Consider the following 19,552-nt stretch of genomic DNA (forward strand, 5'->3'; position numbering starts at 1 on the left):
TCGGGCACGGAGGAGGACGCATGAGCGAGCAGACCGACCGCGCGCCCCGACCGGCGCCGGACCCGTTGACGCCCGTGCTGTCGCAGACGTGGGACGCCGAGCGGTCGTGGACGCTCCAGGCGTACCTCGACCACGGCGGGTACGCGGGCCTGCGGGCGGCGCTGACCCAGGAGCCGGGGGACGTCGTCGCGACGGTCAAGGCGTCGGGGTTGCGCGGGCGCGGGGGAGCCGGGTTCCCCACGGGCATGAAGTGGGGGTTCCTGCCGCCGCCGGACGGCGGTCCGCGCTACCTCGTCGTCAACGCGGACGAGTCGGAGCCCGGGACGTGCAAGGACATCCCGCTCATGATGGCGAGCCCGCAGGCGCTCGTGGAGGGCGTCGCGATCACGTCGTACGCGATCGGGTGCACGCACGCGTTCATCTACGTGCGCGGCGAGGTGCTGCACGTGTACCGGCGCCTGCTGCGCGCGGTCGAGGAGGCGTACGAGGCCGGGTTCCTCGGCACCGACGTGCTCGGATCGGGCTTCGACCTCGACGTCACGGTCCACGCGGGCGCGGGCGCGTACATCTGCGGCGAGGAGACGGCGCTGCTCGACTCGCTCGAGGGGCTGCGCGGCCAGCCGCGGCTCAAGCCGCCGTTCCCGGCGGTCGCGGGCCTGTACGCGCGGCCCACGGTGGTGAACAACGTGGAGTCGATCGCGAGCGTGCCGTCGATCGTGGCGCACGGCGCGGACTGGTTCACGTCGATGGGCACGGAGCGCTCGGCGGGCTTCGGGCTGTTCTCGCTGTCCGGCCACGTCACGCGGCCGGGCCAGTACGAGGCGCCGCTCGGCACGACGCTGCGCGAGCTGCTCGACCTGGCGGGCGGCGTGCGCGGCGGGAGGTCCCTGAAGTTCTGGACCCCCGGCGGGTCGTCGACGCCGCTGTTCACCGCGGAGCACCTCGACACCCCGCTGGACTACGAGTCGGTCGCGAAGGCGGGGTCGATGCTCGGCACGCGCGCCCTGCAGATCTTCGACGAGACGGTGTGCGTCGTGCGTGCCGTGAGCCGCTGGACGGACTTCTACGCGCACGAGTCGTGCGGCAAGTGCACGCCGTGCCGTGAGGGGACGTTCTGGATGAAGCAGGTGCTGCACCGCATCGAGGCGGGGCAGGGCACCCAGGGCGACCTCGACCTGCTCCTCGACACGTGCGACAACATCCTCGGCCGCGCGTTCTGCGCGCTGGGCGACGGCGCGACGTCGCCGGTGACGAGCAGCATCCAGCTCTTCCGCGACGAGTACGAGGCGCACATCGCGCAGGGTGCGTGCCCGTTCGACCCGTCGGCGTCGGCGCTGTTCGACCACACGCCGCGGCGCCCGGCCGCCCCCGCCCTCACGGCAGGAGTCCACTGATGACGACGTCCACGCCGCCCGGCGACCACGTGTCGTTCACCATCGACGACATCGAGACGTCCGTGCCGAAGGGCACGCTCGTCATCCGTGCCGCGGAGCAGCTCGGCATCCAGATCCCGCGGTTCTGCGACCACCCCCTGCTGGCGCCCGCGGGCGCCTGCCGGCAGTGCCTCGTCGAGGTCGAGGCGCCGGACCGCGAGGGCAACCTGCGGCCCATGCCGAAGCCGCAGGCGTCGTGCACGCTCGAGGCGACGCCCGGCATGGTCGTGCGCACGCAGCGCACGAGCCCCGTCGCGGACAAGGCGCAGCACGGCATCATGGAGATGCTGCTCATCAACCACCCGCTCGACTGCCCGGTGTGCGACAAGGGCGGGGAGTGCCCGCTGCAGAACCAGGCGATGAGCAACGGTCGGGCCACGACGCGCTTCGTGGACGTCAAGCGCACGTTCCCCAAGCCGATCGCCGTGTCGACGACGATCCTGCTCGACCGCGAGCGGTGCGTGCTGTGCCAGCGCTGCACGCGCTTCTCGAAGGAGATCGCGGGCGACGCGTTCATCGACCTGCAGAAGCGCGGTGCGGCGCAGCAGATCGGCCGGTTCGACGAGGCGGTGCTGGACTTCGCGGCCCCCGCGGGCGAGACGCCGGGCGACCGTCCGGTGGGCCTCGCGCTCGAGGACGAGTCCGGGCAGCCGTTCGCCTCCTACTTCTCCGGCAACACGGTGCAGATCTGCCCGGTGGGCGCGCTCACCGGTGCGGCCTACCGGTTCCGGTCGCGGCCGTTCGACCTCGTCTCGACGCCGTCGGTCGCCGAGCACGACGCGTGCGGGAGCGCGATCCGGGTCGACCACCGCCGCGGCGTCGTGCTGCGACGCCTCGCGGGCGACGACCCGGTGGTCAACGAGGAGTGGATCACCGACAAGGACCGGTTCGCGTTCACGTGGCAGTCGGCGCCCGACCGGCTCACGCACCCGCTGGTCCGCGACCGGGAGGTCGCGCCGGACGGGCACGTCGTGCGCGGCGAGCTGCGGCCCGCGTCGTGGGCCGAGGCCCTGGAGGTCGCGGCCGACGCGCTGGTGCGGGCACGGGACGCGGGCGGGGTCGCGGTCCTGCCGGGCGGACGGCTCACGGTCGAGGACGCGTACGCCTACGCCAAGCTGGCGCGCGTGGTCCTGCGCACGAACGACGTCGACCACCGTGCGCGCGTGCACAGCGCCGAGGAGGCCGCGTTCCTCGGGCACGCCGTCGCCGGGAGCGGCATCGGTGTGACGCTGGCCGAGCTGGAGCGGGCGCCCGCGGTGCTCCTCGTCGGCCTCGAGGCGGAGGAGGAGGCCGGGGTCACGTTCCTGCGCCTGCGCAAGGGCGCGCTGCGCCACGGCGTCCGGGTCTTCGCGCTCGCGCCGTACGCGACGCGCGGGCTCGAACGGGTGCACGGCACGCTGCTGCGCGCCGCGCCGGGTACCGAGGCGGAGTGGCTGGACGGCATCGCGACGGGCGACCGCGTCCGCACGCTCGACGAGGCGGCGGGCGCCGAGGACGGGCTGGCCGACGCGAGCGACGCGCTGCGCTCGCCGGGCGCGGTGATCCTCGTCGGCGAGCGCCTCGCGGCGACGCCCGGCGGGTACAGCGCCGTGCTCCGGGCGGCGGCGGCGACCGGCGCGCGACTGGCGTGGGTCCCGCGCCGTGCGGGGGAGCGCGGCGGCGTGGAGGTCGGCACGTTGCCGAACCTCCTGCCGGGCGGGCGCCCGGTCGACGACCCGGGCGCGCGGGTGGACCTCGCCGCGGTCTGGGGCGTCGACGCCGGCGACCTGCCCGCGGCACCGGGGCGCGACGCCACCGACGTCCTCGACGCGCTCTCCGTCGGGCAGCTCTCCGGCGTGCTCGTCGGCGGGCTCGAGCCGGACGACCTGCCCGACCCGGCGCACGCGCTGCGTGCCCTGGCGGCGGCGGACGTCGTCGTGAGCCTGGAGGTGCGCCGCTCGGCGGTCACCGAGCTGGCCGACGTCGTCCTGCCCGTCGCGCCGCCCGTCGAGAAGGCGGGCTCGTTCTGGAGCTGGGAGGGGCGGCTGCGGCCGTTCCCCGCGGCCCTCGGGTCGACCGCCATGGCCGACCACCGGGTGCTCGACGCGCTCGCCGACGCGGCGGGCACGTCCCTGGGGCTCGCCACGGTCGAGGAGGTGCGCGCGGAGCTCGCGCAGCTCGCCGCGTGGGACGGTGCGCGCGTCGCCGCCCCCGACGTGCCCGCGACCGAGCCGCCCGCCGTCGCGCCGGGCACGGCGGTGCTCGCGAGCTGGCGCCTCATGCTCGACGACGGCCGCGGCCAGGACGGCGAGCGCTACCTCGCGGGGACGGCGAAACGGCCGGTCGCGCGCCTGTCGGCGACGACGGCCGCCGCGGTGGACGTGTTCGACGGCGAGCTGCTGCGCGTCGGCACCGACCGGGGCGCGATCACGCTCCCGGTCGTCGTCACGGACATGGTCGACCACGTGGTGTGGCTGCCGCTGCGCTCCGCCGGGTCGCAGGTGCACGCGACGCTCGGCGCCGTGCCGGGCGACGTCGTCACGCTCGCGCCGGCCGACGTGGGCGCGGCACTCGTCGCAGGAGGGGAGGGCGCATGATCCCGGGCGTCGCCGCGGACTTCTCGCAGGACAACGGCTGGACGTACCTCGTCAAGGCCGTGCTCATCATCGTCTTCCTGCTGACGAGCGTGCTGGTCGCGATCTGGTTCGAGCGCAAGGTCGTCGCGCGGATGCAGGTGCGCCCCGGGCCGAACTGGCACGGCCCGTTCGGCCTGCTCCAGTCGCTCGCGGACGCGATGAAGCTCCTGCTCAAGGAGGACATCACCGTCAGGGCCGCGGACAAGTTCGTCTACCTGCTGGCGCCGATGATCTCGGTGTTCTGCTCGCTCCTCGTGTTCGCCGTCATCCCGTTCGGCCCCGAGGTGCGGATCCCGTTCACCGACTACGTGACGCCGGCGCAGCTCACCGACTTCCCCGTCGCCGTGCTCTACATCCTCGCGTGCGCCGCGCTCGGCGTGTACGGGATCGTGCTCGGCGGCTGGTCGTCGGGATCGACGTACCCGCTGCTCGGCTCGGTGCGCTCGACGGCGCAGGTCATCAGCTACGAGCTCGCGATGGGCCTGTCGCTCGTGTCGGTGTTCATCATGGCCGGGTCGATGTCGACCTCGCAGATCGTCGACTCGCAGACCCCGCTGTGGTGGTTCCTGCCGCTGCTGCCCGCGTTCGTCATCTACGTCATCTCGATGATCGGCGAGACGAACCGCCTGCCGTTCGACCTGCCCGAGGCCGAGGGCGAGCTCGTCTCGGGCTACATGACCGAGTACTCGTCGATGAAGTTCGCGTGGTTCTTCCTCGCGGAGTACATCAACATGATCAACGTCTCGGCGATCGCGACGACGCTGTTCTTCGGGGGTTGGCGGGCGCGTGGCCGCTCTCGGCGATCAACGACGGCATGTTCAACGAGGGCTGGTGGCCGATCCTCTGGTTCCTCGCGAAGATGTGGGCCTTCATGTTCGTGTTCGTGTGGGTGCGCGGCACGCTGCTGCGCCTGCGCTACGACCAGTTCATGTCGTTCGGCTGGAAGGTGCTCATCCCGGCCGCGCTCGGCTGGGTCGTGCTCCTGTCGGTGGTGCAGGGTCTGCGCCAGTTCGGCGAGGTCGACACGCGCCTCGTGGTCGGCATCGGCGCCGGCGTCGCGGTGCTCGTCGTCGCCGCCGTGTGGTTCTGGCCGCAGAAGGAGCCGGACGCGGGCCGCGGTGCGGCAGGCCGCGCGGCGTCGGGCAGCACGTCCGCCACCACGGCGGGGACCCCGGGCGAGCCGTTCGACGCGTTCGCGGGCGGGTTCCCCGTCCCGCCGCTGCCCGGCCAGTCGCTCCCCCCGTCCCCGCGCCGCCGCGCCCTCGTGCCCGACGACGACGCCCGCCCGGCCGGAGCGTCCGGCCCGGGCGGGAGCACGCCCCACGACAAGGAGGTCGACCGTGCCTGAGGAGCGACAGCCCGGCGGACGGTACGAGCCGCTGCGGCCGCAGGCGAACGGACTGCGCGAGGCGCTCGCGCCCGTGGCCGGGTTCGGCGTGACGTTCTCGTCGATGTTCCGCCCGACCGTGACGGAGCAGTACCCGCGCGAGAAGGTGCCCACCAAGCCGCGCTACCACGGGCGCCACCAGCTCAACCGGTACGCGGACGGCCTGGAGAAGTGCATCGGCTGCGAGCTGTGCGCGTGGGCGTGCCCCGCGGACGCCATCTACGTCGAGGGCGCCGACAACGCCGACCTGCCGGACGGCGGCCACATGTCGCCCGGCGAGCGGTACGGCCGCGTCTACCAGATCAACTACCTGCGCTGCATCTTCTGCGGGCTGTGCATCGAGGCGTGCCCGACGCGCGCCCTGACGATGACGAACGAGTACGAGCTCGCCGGGCCGACGCGCGAGGGGATGATCTGGGAGAAGCAGGACCTCCTCGCGCCCCTGCGCGAGGGCATGCTCGCGGCGCCGCACCCGATGGTCCCCGGCACGACCGACACCGAGTACTACCGCGGCGAGGTGGACGGCCCGGTGGCCGAGCAGGTGGCGTGGGTGCGCGAGCACCGGCCCGACGACGCGACCCTGCCGCCCGAGCCGGCGGCCCCGCCGCCCGAGGTCCGCCGCGTCGAGAGGCCGGCCGGCCGCGGTCACGCACCGAGGGCGGCCCGGTGACCGCGAGCGCGGGCGAGGCGGCCCTGTTCTGGGTCCTCGCCCCCCTCATGGTCCTCGCGGCGCTGTCGCTGCTGTTCGCCCGCAAGGCGGTGCACGCGGCGATCGCGGTCATGTTCGTCATGGTCGACCTCGCGATCCTCTACGTCGCCCAGGAGGCGTCGTTCCTCGGCGTGGTGCAGGTCGTGGTCTACACGGGCGCCGTCATGATGCTGTTCCTCTTCGTCCTCATGCTCGTCGGCGTCGACGCGTCGGACTCCCTCGTCGAGACGATCCGCGGCCAGCGCTGGATCGGCGTGCTGCTCGGTCTCGGGCTCGGCGCCGTGCTCGTGGGCGTCGTCACGCAGGCGACGTTCCCGCCGGCGGTCGGCCTCGCGGCCGCGAACGAGGTGTCGAACCCGGTGGCGCTCGCGCGCGTGCTCTTCGCGGACTACGTGTTCGCCATGGAGGTCGTGGGCGTGCTGCTCGTCACCGCGGCCGTCTCGGCCCTCGTGCTCACGCACCGCCGTCGCCTCGTGCCGAAGGTCGGTCAGCGCGAGCAGGCAGACGCCAAGGTCGCCGCGCTGCCCTCGGGCGGGCGGCTCACCCCCCTCGCCGCACCCGGCGTCTACGCGCAGAACAACGCGATGGACACGCCGGCGCTCGACCCGGCCGGGCGGCCGATCGACGAGTCGGTCTCGCGCATCCTGCGCATCCGCGGGCAGGAGCGCTCGGCCGGGACGATCCTCGCGGCGGAGCGCGAGGTGCTCGTCGAGCACGACCCGCAGCGCGCGCTGCCGGCGCTGCGCGCGGACGACGCGAACGAGCGCCGCGTCCAGGCGGAGCCGGCGGACGACGCCCCGGCGGGCGAGGTCAGCGGCCCCCGCCCGACGGACGGCAGCCCCGGGCGCTCGCGGGTCCCGGGAGGGGAGGACTGATGGAGATCACGAACTACCTCGTCCTCGCGGCGATCCTCTTCTCGATCGGGGCCGCGACGGTCCTGCTGCGACGCAACGCGATCATCGAGTTCATGGGCGTCGAGCTCATGCTCAACGCCACGAACCTCGCGCTCGTCACGTTCGCGCGGATCCACGGCGACATCACGGGACAGGTCCTCGCGTTCTTCGTCATGGTCGTCGCCGCCGCCGAGGTCGTCGTGGGGCTCGCGATCATCGTGTCCATCTTCCGTACGCGTCGGTCCGCCTCGGTCGACGACGTCAACCTGCTGAAGAGCTGAGAGGTCGGCACCGATGACGATGCTCCTCACGCTGCCCGCGGACACCGCGCCCGTGCCGGTGAGCACGGACGTGCCCGGGGCGCTCGCCGCCGCGCCGCTGCTCGTTGTGCTGCCCCTGCTGGGTGCCGTGGTGCTGCTGCTCGCGGGCCGGCGCAGCGACCGGTGGGGCGCCTGGCTCGGCGTCGTCATGTCGGGCGCGGCGTTCCTCGTCGGCCTCGTGATGTTCGTCGCGATGCTGGGCCTGCCCGCCGACGAGCGCGTGGTCGACCAGAACCTGGGCGAGTGGATCGTCGCGGGCGGTCTCGACGTCCCGCTCGGCCTGCGCATCGACCCGCTGTCGATGACGTTCGTGCTCCTCGTGACGTTCGTCGCACGCTCATCCACGTGTACGCGGTCGCCTACATGGAGCACGACCGCGACCGGCGCCGGTTCTTCGCCTACCTCAACCTGTTCGTCGCCGCGATGCTCGTGCTGGTCCTCGCCGACTCCTACCTCCTGCTGTTCGTCGGCTGGGAGGGCGTGGGGCTCGCGTCGTACCTCCTCATCGGCTTCTGGAACCACCGCCGCGACTACGCGGTCGCGGCGAAGAAGGCGTTCGTCATGAACCGCGTGGGCGACATCGGCCTCATCGTCGCGCTCATGCTGATGTTCGCGGCGTTCGGCGCCGTCGACTTCACCACCGTCTTCGCGCTCGCGCCCGAGGCGTCCACCGTGCTGCTCACCGCCACCGGCCTCGCGCTGCTGCTCGCGGCGTGCGGCAAGTCCGCGCAGTTCCCGCTGCAGGCGTGGCTCGGGGACGCGATGGCCGGCCCGTCGCCGGTCTCCGCCCTCATCCACGCGGCCACCATGGTCACCGCCGGGGTCTACCTCGTCGTGCGGTCCGCGCCGATCTTCGAGGGGGCGCCCACGGCGCAGCTCGTGGTCGTGGTCGTCGGCGCCGTGACCCTGGTCTTCGGGGCCGTCGTGGGCTGCGCCAAGGACGACATCAAGAAGGCGCTCGCGGCCTCCACGATGTCGCAGATCGGCTACATGATCCTCGCCGCGGGGCTCGGGCCGATCGGCTACGCGTTCGCGATCTTCCACCTCGTCACGCACGGCTTCTTCAAGGCGGGCATGTTCCTCGGGGCGGGCTCCGTGATGCACGGGATGGACGACCAGGTGGACATGCGCCGGTTCGGCTCCCTGTCCCGGTACATGAAGGTCACGTTCGTGACGTTCGGGCTCGGCTGGCTCGCGATCCTCGGCATCCCGCCGTTCTCGGGGTTCTGGAGCAAGGACAAGATCATCGAGGCCGCGTTCGTCCCGGTCGACGGCGAGCCGTGGCGCGCCTGGGTGTTCGGCGGCGCGGCGCTGGTCGGCGCGGGGATCACCGCGTTCTACATGTCCCGCCTGTTCTTCATGACGTTCGCGGGACGGCGGCGCTGGAACGACGGCAGCGGCGACGTCGAGGGGCTGCGGCCGCAGGACGGCCCGGTACGCCACCCGCACGAGTCCCCGGGGCTCATGGTGTGGCCGATGATCGTGCTGGCCGTCGGCTCGGCGGCCCTCGGCGCGGTCCTCGCCGCCGGTTCACGCTTCGTGGACTGGCTCGAGCCGGTCACCGGGCACGTGGAGCACGACGAGCCGGTGCTGCCGGTGTGGGCGCTCATCACCCTGACGCTGCTCCTCGTGGTCGCGGGCGCCGCGCTCGCGTGGCGTCGGTACGCGATGTCGTCCGTCCCGGTCCGGGCCCCGCGCGGCTCCGTGCTGACCCGCGCCGCCCGCCGCGACCTCTACCAGGACGACGTCAACGAGGCCGTCCTCATGCGGCCGGGCCAGTACCTCACCCGCTCGCTCGTGTACGCCGACAAGGAGGTCGTGGACGGCGGCTGGCTCGGCGTCGCCGGCGCGATCGGCCGCACCGGGGAGCGGTTGCGCGGCTGGCAGAACGGCTACGTGCGCTCGTACGGCGCGACCATGCTCGGCGGCGTCGTGGTGATCGCGGCCGTCGTGCTCGCCCTGACCACCGGCACCGGGAACTGAAAGGCGTCGGCCCATGAACTCCACACTCCTCGACGTCCCCTGGCTCACCCTCCTCGTCGCGTGGCCGGTCGTCGGCGCCGCCGCGGTGTGGCTCACCGGCGCCGCCCGCACCCGCGGCGTCGGGTCCGGCGCGCTGCGTGCGGTGCGCGGCATCGCCCTCGGCGCGGCGCTCGTCGAGGTCGCGCTCCTCGTCGGCGCGTTCGCCGCGTTCGACGCCTCCGACGCCGGGACGCACCAGCTCACGCAGACGTCCCCGTGGATCCCGCAGATCGGCGCGAGCTGGGCGGTCGGCGTGGACGGCGTGGGCCTCGCGCTCGTGGCGCTCGCCGTCGTCCTCGTCCCGCTCGTCGTGCTCGCCGCCTGGCGCGAGCAGGACGGCGACCCGCGGCGCCTGCGTCACTACCTCGGCCTCGTGCTCCTGCTCGAGGCGTTCATGGTCGCCGTGTTCGCCGCGCGCGACGTCTTCCTCTTCTACGTGCTGTTCGAGGCCATGCTCGTCCCGGTCTACTTCATGATCGGCGGCTTCGGCACGGGAGCGCGCCGCCGGTACGCCGCGGTGAAGTTCCTGCTGTTCTCGCTCGCCGGCGGCCTGATCATGCTCGCCGCCGTCATCGCGCTGTACGTGCAGGTGCCGGTCGACCCGGCCACCGGCCTGCGTCCCGACGACGCGTTCCTCACCGCGAACCTCGTCGAGACGTTCGCCGCGAGCCCCATGCCGGTGACCACCGAGCGGCTGCTGTTCCTCGGCTTCTTCCTCGCGTTCGCGATCAAGGCGCCGCTGTTCCCCGTCCACACGTGGCTGCCCGACGCGGCGCAGCACGCCCCTGCCGGCACGTCCACGCTCCTCGTCGGCGTCCTCGACAAGGTCGGTACGTTCGGCATGCTCACGCTGTGCCTGCCGCTGTTCCCGCAGGCGAGCGCGTGGGCGGCGCCGGCCGTCGTCGTCCTGGCCGTGGTGTCGATCCTGTACGGCGCCCTCCTGGCGATCGGGCAGAACGACCTCATGCGGCTCGTCGCGTACACCTCGGTGTCGCACTTCGGGTTCATCGTGCTCGGCATCTTCGCGTTCACGTCGCTCAGCGTCTCCGGGTCGTCGTTCTACATGGTCAACCACGGGATCTCGACGGGTGCCCTGTTCCTCCTCGCGGGCTTCCTCGTGGCCCGGCACCCGGAGCGGTCGCAGCGCATCGACGACTACGGGGGGCTCCAGCGCGTGGTCCCCGTGCTCGCGGGGACGTTCCTCGTCGCCGGTCTGTCCGCGCTGTCGCTGCCCGGCCTGTCGACGTTCGTCAGCGAGATCATGGTGCTCGTGGGCACGTTCGCCCGGAGCCCCTGGGCCGCGCTCGTCGCCGTGCTCGGCGTGGTCCTCGCCGCGCTGTACGTGCTGCTCACGTACCAGCGCGTGTTCACCGGCGGCGTGCGTCCGGGTCTCGAGGAGCTGCCCGACCTCGGTGCCCGCGAGAAGTGGGTCGTCGCGCCGTTGGTCGTCCTCCTCCTCGTGCTCGGCTTCTACCCGGCGCCCGCGCTCCAGCTCGTGGACGAGCCGGGAGAGGTCACCGTGTCGCACCTCGTCGAGACGGGTGCCACGGAGCCGGTCGAGTCCGGGGACGTCCTCTTCAGTGCCGGTACCGAGGAAGGGAGCGGGTCGTGATCGACTCCTTCGTCGCCCCCACCGTCGACTGGGCGTACCTCGCGCCGGTCCTCGTCGTGCTCGGCGCGGGCGTGCTCGGCGTCCTGGTCGAGGCGTTCGTGCCGGAGCGCGCGCGGCGCACCACCCAGGTCGTCCTCGCGCTCGCCGCGACGGCGGGGTCGTTCGCCGCCGTCGTCGTGCTCTGGCGCGACCCGGTCGTCCAGGGCCTCGACACCGGCGTCCCGGGCGTCCGCGTGCTCGGCGGCTCGATGGTCGTCGACCACTTCGGCCTCGCCGTCCAGGGCACCGTGGCGGTGCTCGCATTCCTCGCGCTGCTCGTCGTCGCGGACCGCACCTCGACGGGCCAGGACGCGTTCGCGCCGACCGCCGCGGCCGTGCCGGGCTCGCCCTACGAGGACCTCGCGCGGCGCCAGGGCCTGCAGCAGACCGAGGTGTACCCCCTCGTGCTGTTCGCCGTCGGCGGCATGATGATCTTCCCCGCGACGGGCAACCTGCTCGTGCTGTTCGTCGCGCTCGAGGTGCTGTCGCTCCCGCTCTACGTGCTGTCCGCGATGGCGCGGCGGCGCCGCCTGCTCTCGCAGGAGGCGTCCTTCAAGTACTTCCTGCTCGGCGCGTTCGCCTCGGCGCTGCTCGTCTTCGGCGTCGCGCTCGTCTACGGCTACGCCGGCTCGGTCGACCTCGCGGTGATCCAGCAGGTGGTCGCCACGGGCGAGACGCCGGTCGCCGACATGCCAGGGCTCGTGCTCACCGGGCTGCTGCTGATCCTCGCCGGGCTCCTGTTCAAGGTCGGCGCCGCGCCGTTCCACGCCTGGACGCCCGACGTCTACCAGGGCGCCCCCACGCCGATCACCGGCTTCATGGCGGCGTGCACCAAGGCGGCCGCCTTCGGTGCCCTCCTGCGCGTCCTGTACTCCGTGTCGATCGCCCTCGAGGTCGGTGCGCCCGGGGTCCGCCAGGACCTGTTCGTCGCGCTGTGGGTCGTCGCCCTGCTCACCATGGTGGTCGGGACCGTGATCGGTGCCGTGCAGACCGACGTCAAGCGGCTCCTGGCCTACTCGTCCATCGCGCACGCGGGGTTCCTGCTCGTCGGCGTCGTCGGCTTCTCGCCGCTGTCGCTGCGCGCGACGGCCTTCTACCTGCTCGTCTACGGCCTCGCGACGGTCGGGGCGTTCGCCGTCGTGACGCTCGTGCGGGAGAAGGCCCCCGCGGCGTCCGAGCGGGTCCCCGCCGCGGTCGGGACCGAAGGCGGTGCCGGCGAGAGCGGGACCGGTGCGCCCGCGGAGCCGAGCGACGCGAACGCGCTCGCGGACGTGCCGACGTCGGGAACCGGGCGCGCGGTGCCCGACGGCGGGGCGGTGCTCGGCGAGGCGACGCACCTCGCGCAGTGGGCCGGGCTCGGGCGGCGCAGCCCGTGGCTCGCGGGGGCGTTCTCCCTGTTCCTGCTCTCGATGGCCGGGATCCCGCTGACGGCCGGGTTCATCGCGAAGTTCACGGCGTTCGGCGCCGCGATCGCCGGGCCGGACGGGCAGGGCGGGGGCGCCACGTGGGTGCTCGCCGTGGTCGGCGTCCTCGCGTCCGCGGTGGCCGTGTTCTTCTACGTGCGGATCATCGTGCTCATGTACTTCACGTCTCCCGCCGAGGGCGGCGACGACACCGCCGGCGGGGCGCCGGAGGGGGCCCGGACCTCCGACGGCGGCGTGGGCGTCACCGTCGTGCGCTCGTCCGGGCCGACCGCCGTCGCGATCGCCGTGTGCGCCGTCGGCGTCCTCGTGCTGGGTGTATTCCCGTCCCCGGTTCTCGATCTGGCGGCCGAGGCGGTTAAGTTCGTCCCGTGACCTCCGTTCCCCCCGGGCCGTCCGCACGGACGACCCCCGTGACGACGACCGCCATCCCGATCCACGACCCGGAGCTGGCCGCTGCGCTGACCACCCGGCTCGAGGGCGTCGAGGTGCGGTTGCGGGACGCCGTCGCGCACGCCGACCCGCTCGCCGACACGGCGTCGCGGCACCTGGTGAACGCGGGGGGCAAGCGGTTGCGCCCGCTGCTCACCCTGCTCGCGGCCGAGCTCGGCGACGGCGCGCGGGCGGAGGTCGAGCAGGCGGCGGTCGTCGTCGAGCTGACGCACCTCGCGTCGCTGTACCACGACGACGTCATGGACTCCGCCCCGGTGCGCCGCGGGGCGCCGTCGGCGCACTCCGTCTTCGGGAACTCCGTCGCGATCATGGTCGGCGACCTGCTCTTCGCGCGCGCCGCCTCGACCGTGGCCGCGCTCGGCCCCGAGGCGGTGCTGATCCAGGCGGGGACCTTCGAGCGCCTGTGCCTCGGCCAGCTCCACGAGACGACGGGGCCCGGCGAGGGGGAGGACCCGGTCGAGCACTACCTCCAGGTGCTCGCCGACAAGACGGCGTCGCTGCTCTCGACGTCCGCCCGGCTCGGCGCGATGTTCGCGGGGTGCGACCGGTCGGTCGTGGAGACCGTCGCCGCCTACGGCGAGAAGCTCGGCGTGGCCTTCCAGCTCGCCGACGACGTCCTCGACCTCGCCTCGTCCGGCGACGAGTCGGGCAAGACGCCGGGCACGGACCTGCGCGAGAAGGTGCCCACCATGCCGGTGCTGCTCCTGCGGGCGCGCGTCGCCGAGGGCGCCGCGTCCGCGGCCGACGTCGCGCTCGTCGAGCTGCTGGACTCCGACCTGTCGGACGACGCCGCGCTCGCGGACGCGGTGGCCGCCCTGCGTCGCCACGAGGTGCTCGCCGACACACGCGCGCTCGCCGTGCGGTGGGCGCGCGCCGCGGCCGCCGAGCTCGACGCGCTCCCCGACGGTCCCGTCGTGGTCGCGCTGCGCTCGTTCGCCGAGGCCCTGGCGGACCGCGCCGCCTGAGGCCCCGGGCCGGGTGCCGGGGGGAGTTCTCCCCATGGGCCGCCCGGGAGGATCCGCTGACGTGCGGCTATCCTCGTGTGCGCGACCGGTGCGCGCTGCCCGGAGAGACGGTGAAACGGCCAGGCGGCGGAGGGGGCACGGTCGGCCGTCGACCCGTCATCCCGGAGGATCCGTGGGCTTCCTGTCGCGCCTGAACGACAACCGCCGCACCGTCGCATCGGTGAGCACCGTCTCGGTGTTCTCGACGGCGGTCGTGGGGCTCGCCCTCTTCTCCGACGGCGAGGCGACGGCGGACGTCGAGCTCAACGACTCGGGCGTGTGGGTCACGAAGACGTCGGCCGGCCTGCTCGGGCGGTTCAACTACGAGTCCCAGGCGCTCGACGGCTCCCTCGTCGCCGGCAGCGCGTCGTTCGACGTGCAGCAGCAGGAGGGGCGCGTGCTCCTCGACGACGGCGGCACGAGCACGGCCTCGCCCGTCGACGTCGCCCACCTGGAGCTGAGCGGGCAGGTGCGCCTGCCGGCCGGGGCGCAGGTCGCGTCCGGCGGTGCGACGACGGCGGTCCTCGACGGCGAGGAGGGCCTGCTGTGGGTGCTGCCCTTCGACGCCGCGACCGCGTTCGACGAGGAGGAGACGGAGCCGGTCGCGGAGCTCGGCGGCGACGGGGAGCTCGCGGTGTCCCGCGACGGGACCGTGTTCGCCGTGGTGCCGTCGACGGGCACGCTGGTGACCGTCGAGACGGATGCGGCGGGCGAGCCCGACGGGGACCCGCGCGAGTCGTCCCTCCCGGTGAGCACGGGGGCGGACGTCGACGTCACGGCCGTCGGCGACGAGCCGGTCGTCCTCGACCGCTCCGGCGGGCAGCTCGTCCTGCCGGGTGGGGAGGCGGTGACGCTCGACGGCGCCGAGCAGGCGGCGCTCCAACAGCCGTCCGCGGCGTCCGACGCTGTCGTCGTGGCCACGACGACCGGCCTCGTGTCGCAGCCGCTCGGCGGCGGCGACGCGCAGGTGCGCCGCGCCGAGGGCGTGCCGTCGGCGCCGGTGCAGCTCGACGGCTGCACGTACGCGGCCTGGTCGTCGACGGGCCAGGTGATCCGCGACTGCCCCGGCCCGGACGACGACGTCGACAAGCGGCTCGAGGGCGTGGACCCGCAGGCGCGCCTGGAGTACCGCGTGAACCGCCACGTCGTCGTGCTCAACGACCTGTCCGCGGGCACGCTGTGGATGGCCGCGGACGAGTACGAGAAGGTCGAGGACTGGGACCTCGTCATCCCCGAGGAGGCCGAGGGCGAGGAGTCCGACGCCGAGCTGACCAACCCCGAGCAGGTGGACCAGTTCCTCGCCGACCGCTCGCAGCCCAACCGCCCGCCGCAGCCGAAGGACGACGCGTTCGGCGCCCGGCCCGGCCGCACGACGGTGCTCCCGGTGCTCGCGAACGACGTCGACCCCGACGGCGACGTGATGACGGCCTCCCTCGCGGGCGAGTCGCCGGCGAACGCGACGGTCCAGCAGATCCTCGGCGGCGCGGCGCTGCAGGCGGTCGTGCCGGAGGGCGCGGAGGGCACGCAGGGCTTCCGGTACTCCGTCTCCGACGGTCGTGGCGGCGTCGCCGAGGCGGCGGTGTCGCTGAAGATCTCGCCGTGGGGCGAGAACGCCCCGCCGGAGCCCACGGGCGACCCGGTGCTCAAGGTCGAGCAGGGCGGGACCGCGACCATCAAGGTCCTGCCGTTCTTCCGCGACCCCGACGGCGACGACCTGTACCTCGCCTCGGCGGCCGCGACCGTTCCCGGCGACGACGTGCGCTCGCGCCCGGACGGCTCGGTGGAGTTCCGCGACGGCGGCGGCTCGACGGGCCGCAAGATCGTCACGCTGTCGGTCGCCGACGGCCTCGGGGGCGTCGCGGAGGGCAAGCTGCTCGTCGACGTCGTGCCCGGACCGCAGCCCCCGATCCCCGTGAGCGACCACGTCGTCGTGCCCGCCGGGCAGCCCGTCACGGTGGAACCGCTGCGCAACGACAGCGACCCCAACGGCGACGAGCTGCGCCTGGCCTCCGTCTCGGAGTCCGCGCCCGCCGAGATCACGCCGAACTACGACGCGGGCACGTTCACGTTCGTGTCCAACGAGCCGCGGTCGTACGACCTCACCTACCAGGTGACCGACGGCCCCAACGCGGCGACGGGCCTCGTGCGCGTCGACGTGCTGCCGCCGTCGGCCGCCGCGGGGGCGCCGATCGTCGTCGCCGACACCGCGCTGCTGCCCACGGGCGGCTCGACGCTCGTCGACGTCCTCGCCAACGACACCGACCCGGCGGGCGGCGTGCTCGTCGTCCAGTCGGTGCGCGTGCCCGCGGACGCCGGCATCTCCGTCGCGGTGCTCGCGCACCAGATGCTGCGCGTCACCGAGATCCGGCGTCTCGACGGCCCGGTCACGGTCGAGTACACGGTGTCGAACGGGACGGAGACGTCGACCGGCCAGGTCCGCGTCGTCCCCGTGCCGGCGCCGACGCGCCTCCAGCCGCCGAACGCCGTCGCCGACGAGGTGACCGTGCACGCGGGCGACATCGTGACGATCCCGGTGCTGAGGAACGACACGCATCCCGACGGGCTCGAGCTGTTCCTCCAGCCGGACCTCGAGCAGGACGTCGACCCGGCGCTGGGCGAGGCGTTCGTCTCCGAGGACACGCTGCGCTTCCGCGCGGGCTCCGAGGCGGGCACGGCGTACGCGATCTACCGGGTGCGCGACGCCAACGGGCAGGAGGACTCCGCCCAGGTGACGATCCGCATCCGCGACGGCGAGGACAACGCGCCGCCGCAGCCGCGCGAGGTCGAGGCCCGCGTGCTCTCGGGCGCGAGCGTGCGGATCGACATCCCGCTGCACGGCATCGACCCCGACGGCGACTCGGTCCAGGTGACGGGCATCGCGTCGCCGGCGTCGAAGGGCACGGCGAGCCTCGTCGACGGCTTCGTCGAGTACGCGGCGTCGGAGAACGCGACCGGCCTCGACACGTTCACCTACTCGGTGCTCGACGCGCGGGGAGCCACCGCCACCGGGACCGTCCGGGTGGGCATCTCGCGCCCGGGGGAGACCAACCAGCCGCCGGTGGCTGTCGACGACGAGGTCACCGTGCGCCCGGGGCGCACCGTCGCCATCGCCGCGCTCGCCAACGACACGGACCCCGACGGCGACCAGGTCGGGCTCGTGCCGTCGGCCGTCGAGGACGAGCACGGCATGGACGCCGAGGTCGTGGCCGACCGCGTGGTCGTGACCACGCCCGCCGAGGACGGCGCGTACACGTTCTACTACGGCATCCAGGACACGTACGGTGCGCGCGCCACCGGCGCGATCACTGTGAACGTGGCCGCGGACGCGCCGTTGCAGCCGCCGGTCGCGCGCGACGACGCGGTGCCCGTCGAGGACATCCTCGGGAAGACGACGGTCAGCGTGCCCGTGCTCGACAACGACGAGGACCCGGACGGCGCCGCGACCGAGCTCGTCGTGAGCAGCGAGGACGAGACCGCCGCCGTCACCGACGACGGCGAGCTCGAGATCACGCTCACCGAGCGCCGCCAGGTCGTCACGTACACCGTGACCGACCCCGACGGCCTGACCGCCAAGCGTTCGTCAAGGTCCCGGGCCTCACCGACCAGGCGCCGACCCTGCGGCCGGGCATCACGCCGCTCGAGGTCAACAGCGGCGAGCCGCTCGAGATCGACATCACGGACTACGTGCTCACCGTCGAGGGCCGCTCGCCGCGCCTGACGGTCGAGGACAAGGTCACGGCGCTCGAGGGCTCGCGCGAGGTCACGAGCACGACGACGATCACCTACACGTCGAACGCCGGGTACGTCGGCCCCGCCTCGGTGACGTTCGAGGTCACCGACGGCTCCGGCCCCGACGACCCCGACGGCAGCACCGCCCTGCTCACGCTGCCCGTCAGCGTGCTGCCGCCCGAGAACATGCCGCCCGAGATGACCGGCACGCCGACGCTCGACGTCGCGGCCGGCGAGGAGGCGGCCGTCGACCTCGCGCGGTTCGCGAGCGACCCCGACGAGGACCCGCTGACGTTTCGCGTCGCGGGGGAGGCGCCCGGCGTCGCGCTGTCCATGGAGGGCTCGACGCTCCAGGCCCAGGCGAACCCTGACGTGCCGAAGGGCACGGTCGTCAGCGTGCCAGTCACCGTGACCGACGGCGAGCACCCGCCGGTCGAGGCGGCGGCCACCCTGACCGTGGTGGCGTCGACGCGCCCGCTCGTGCGAGCGAACACGGACACGCTCGACGACGCCACCAGGGTCGGGAGAGCACGATCGCCGTGCTGGCCAACGACTCGAACCCGTTCCCCGACACGCCGCTCAACCTCGTCTCGGCCGGTGTCGAGACGGGGCAGGGTGTCGCGTCGGTCCGGGGCGACCAGGTGGCCGTCACCCCGGCGGACGACTTCGTCGGCGTCATGGTCGTGCGCTACCGCGTCGAGGACGCGACGAAGGACCCGGACCGCATCGTCGACGGGCAGGTCCAGATCACCGTGCTCGGCAAGCCGGAGGCGCCGACGACCCCGCAGGTCGAGGAGGTCCGGTCGAAGACGGTGGTGCTGAGCTGGGACCCGCCGAACAACAACGGGTCCGAGATCACCGGGTACACCGTGCGCTCGCAGAACGGGTACGAGAAGCAGTGCGGCACCACGACGTGCACGCTCGACGGCCTGACGAACGACGTGGAGTACACGTTCACCGTGTTCGCGACGAACGACGTCGGTGACGGGCCGGCGTCGCCGGCGTCCGCGGTGGCGCGACCGGACGAGAAGCCCGACCCGCCGGCGGCGCCCGAGCTCGAGTTCGGCGACGAGTCGCTCACCGTCACGTGGAGCAACAGGACCTACACCGACCGGTCCGCGATCGAGACCGTCAACCTCGAGATCTCCCCGGCGCCTCCGGGCGGCGCGATCCAGAAGACGGGCCTGACGGGAACGCAGACGACGTGGGAAGGGCTGAAGAACGGCGTCGCCTACCGGGTGCGCGTCCAGGCCGTCAACAAGGCGCCGGAGCCGTCCGAGTGGGGCGACTACTCGGCGGAAGAGATTCCGGCGGGTGTCCCGGACGCCCCGGCGGCCCCGAACGCGACGCGCGTGGACACAGCGCTGGGCGGCCAGGTGAAGGTGACGTGGACCGCTCCGTTCGAGAACGGTGACGCCGTGAAGTCCTACGACCTCGACGTCATGAGGAACGGGTCCGTCGAGCGCACGCTGTCCCCGGTGACCGGCACCTCGCAGACCCTGGAGGACCTGGACACCACCGCGACCTACACCTTCCGGGTCAGCGCCACGAACAAGGCGGGCACGTCGGCTGCCGGAGCGACCTCGAACGCGTCGTGCCCTACGGCACGCCGGACAAGCCCGCAGCACCACGCGCGGAGCTCATCTCGGGCAACACCAGCCAGAAGGCCCGCGTGACCTGGAGCGGCATCGCGGACGCGCGGGGCACCGGGCTGTACTACGAGGTCCGGGCCAACGGCAGCGGCGCGCGCCGCGGCGACTCCGGGATGACGTACACCGGGCTGACGAACGGCGAGGACTACACGTTCACCGTCCGCGCCTGCAACGCGTACACGTGCTCCGGATGGTCCGCGGCGTCGAACACGGTCAAGCCGTACGGCACACCTCCGGCGCGAGCGTCAGCGGCGCGAATGCCG

At 73.4% G+C, this 19,552-nt stretch carries 11 protein-coding genes and 2 pseudogenes; all 13 read left to right on the forward strand.

Features of this window, described 5'->3' with window-relative positions; translation table 11 throughout:
• The first annotated feature begins 20 nt into the window (after positions 1-20).
• Positions 21-1,394, forward strand: a complete 1,374-nt coding sequence (gene nuoF, locus BJF88_RS13110) for an NADH-quinone oxidoreductase subunit NuoF (RefSeq protein WP_075829145.1) — start codon at positions 21-23, stop codon at positions 1,392-1,394.
• On the forward strand, positions 1,394-4,009 hold the full coding sequence (locus BJF88_RS13115; protein WP_075829147.1) for an NADH-quinone oxidoreductase subunit G: 2,616 nt from the start codon (positions 1,394-1,396) through the stop codon (positions 4,007-4,009). Before nuoF ends, BJF88_RS13115 begins: the two co-directional genes overlap by 1 nt.
• Positions 4,006-5,396, forward strand: a pseudogene (gene nuoH / locus BJF88_RS13120) (NADH-quinone oxidoreductase subunit NuoH). Before BJF88_RS13115 ends, nuoH begins: the two are co-directional and overlap by 4 nt.
• A 31-nt stretch (positions 5,397-5,427) precedes the next feature.
• Positions 5,428-6,105, forward strand: coding sequence for an NADH-quinone oxidoreductase subunit NuoI (gene nuoI, locus BJF88_RS13125; protein WP_255372023.1), 678 nt, complete (start codon positions 5,428-5,430; stop codon positions 6,103-6,105).
• A gap of 47 nt (positions 6,106-6,152) precedes the next feature.
• Positions 6,153-7,019 carry an NADH-quinone oxidoreductase subunit J gene (locus BJF88_RS13130; RefSeq protein WP_255372024.1) on the forward strand — a complete coding sequence of 289 codons (867 nt, stop codon included), beginning with the start codon at positions 6,153-6,155 and terminating at the stop codon, positions 7,017-7,019.
• A complete protein-coding gene (gene nuoK, locus BJF88_RS13135) occupies positions 7,019-7,318 on the forward strand; it encodes an NADH-quinone oxidoreductase subunit NuoK (RefSeq protein ID WP_075829150.1) in 300 nt (99 codons plus the stop codon). The genes BJF88_RS13130 and nuoK overlap by 1 nt, the downstream gene beginning before the upstream one ends.
• A 19-nt stretch (positions 7,319-7,337) precedes the next feature.
• Positions 7,338-9,340, forward strand: a pseudogene (gene nuoL, locus BJF88_RS13140) (NADH-quinone oxidoreductase subunit L).
• Between the two features lie 13 nt (positions 9,341-9,353).
• Positions 9,354-10,991 (forward strand): NADH-quinone oxidoreductase subunit M, encoded by a 1,638-nt coding sequence (locus BJF88_RS13145; protein ID WP_075829152.1) that lies wholly within the window; start codon positions 9,354-9,356, stop codon positions 10,989-10,991.
• Entirely contained in the window at positions 10,991-12,826 is a 1,836-nt protein-coding gene (gene nuoN, locus BJF88_RS13150; RefSeq protein ID WP_075829231.1) for an NADH-quinone oxidoreductase subunit NuoN, read from the forward strand. The genes BJF88_RS13145 and nuoN overlap by 1 nt, the downstream gene beginning before the upstream one ends.
• Positions 12,823-13,869: a polyprenyl synthetase family protein gene (locus BJF88_RS13155; RefSeq protein WP_369824608.1), complete on the forward strand. Its 1,047-nt coding sequence runs from the start codon at positions 12,823-12,825 to the stop codon at positions 13,867-13,869. Before nuoN ends, BJF88_RS13155 begins: the two co-directional genes overlap by 4 nt.
• A gap of 220 nt (positions 13,870-14,089) precedes the next feature.
• Positions 14,090-17,626, forward strand: a complete 3,537-nt coding sequence (locus tag BJF88_RS19200) for an Ig-like domain-containing protein (RefSeq protein WP_158068943.1) — start codon at positions 14,090-14,092, stop codon at positions 17,624-17,626.
• Entirely contained in the window at positions 17,536-18,459 is a 924-nt protein-coding gene (locus BJF88_RS22290) for an Ig-like domain-containing protein (RefSeq protein ID WP_255372025.1), read from the forward strand. The genes BJF88_RS19200 and BJF88_RS22290 overlap by 91 nt, the downstream gene beginning before the upstream one ends.
• On the forward strand, positions 18,453-19,313 hold the full coding sequence (locus tag BJF88_RS19210; protein WP_255372026.1) for a fibronectin type III domain-containing protein: 861 nt from the start codon (positions 18,453-18,455) through the stop codon (positions 19,311-19,313). Before BJF88_RS22290 ends, BJF88_RS19210 begins: the two co-directional genes overlap by 7 nt.
• Positions 19,314-19,552 lie beyond the last annotated feature (239 nt).

The sequence above is a fragment of the Cellulosimicrobium sp. CUA-896 genome (assembly GCF_001942335.1).
Lineage (GTDB): Bacteria > Actinomycetota > Actinomycetes > Actinomycetales > Cellulomonadaceae > Cellulosimicrobium.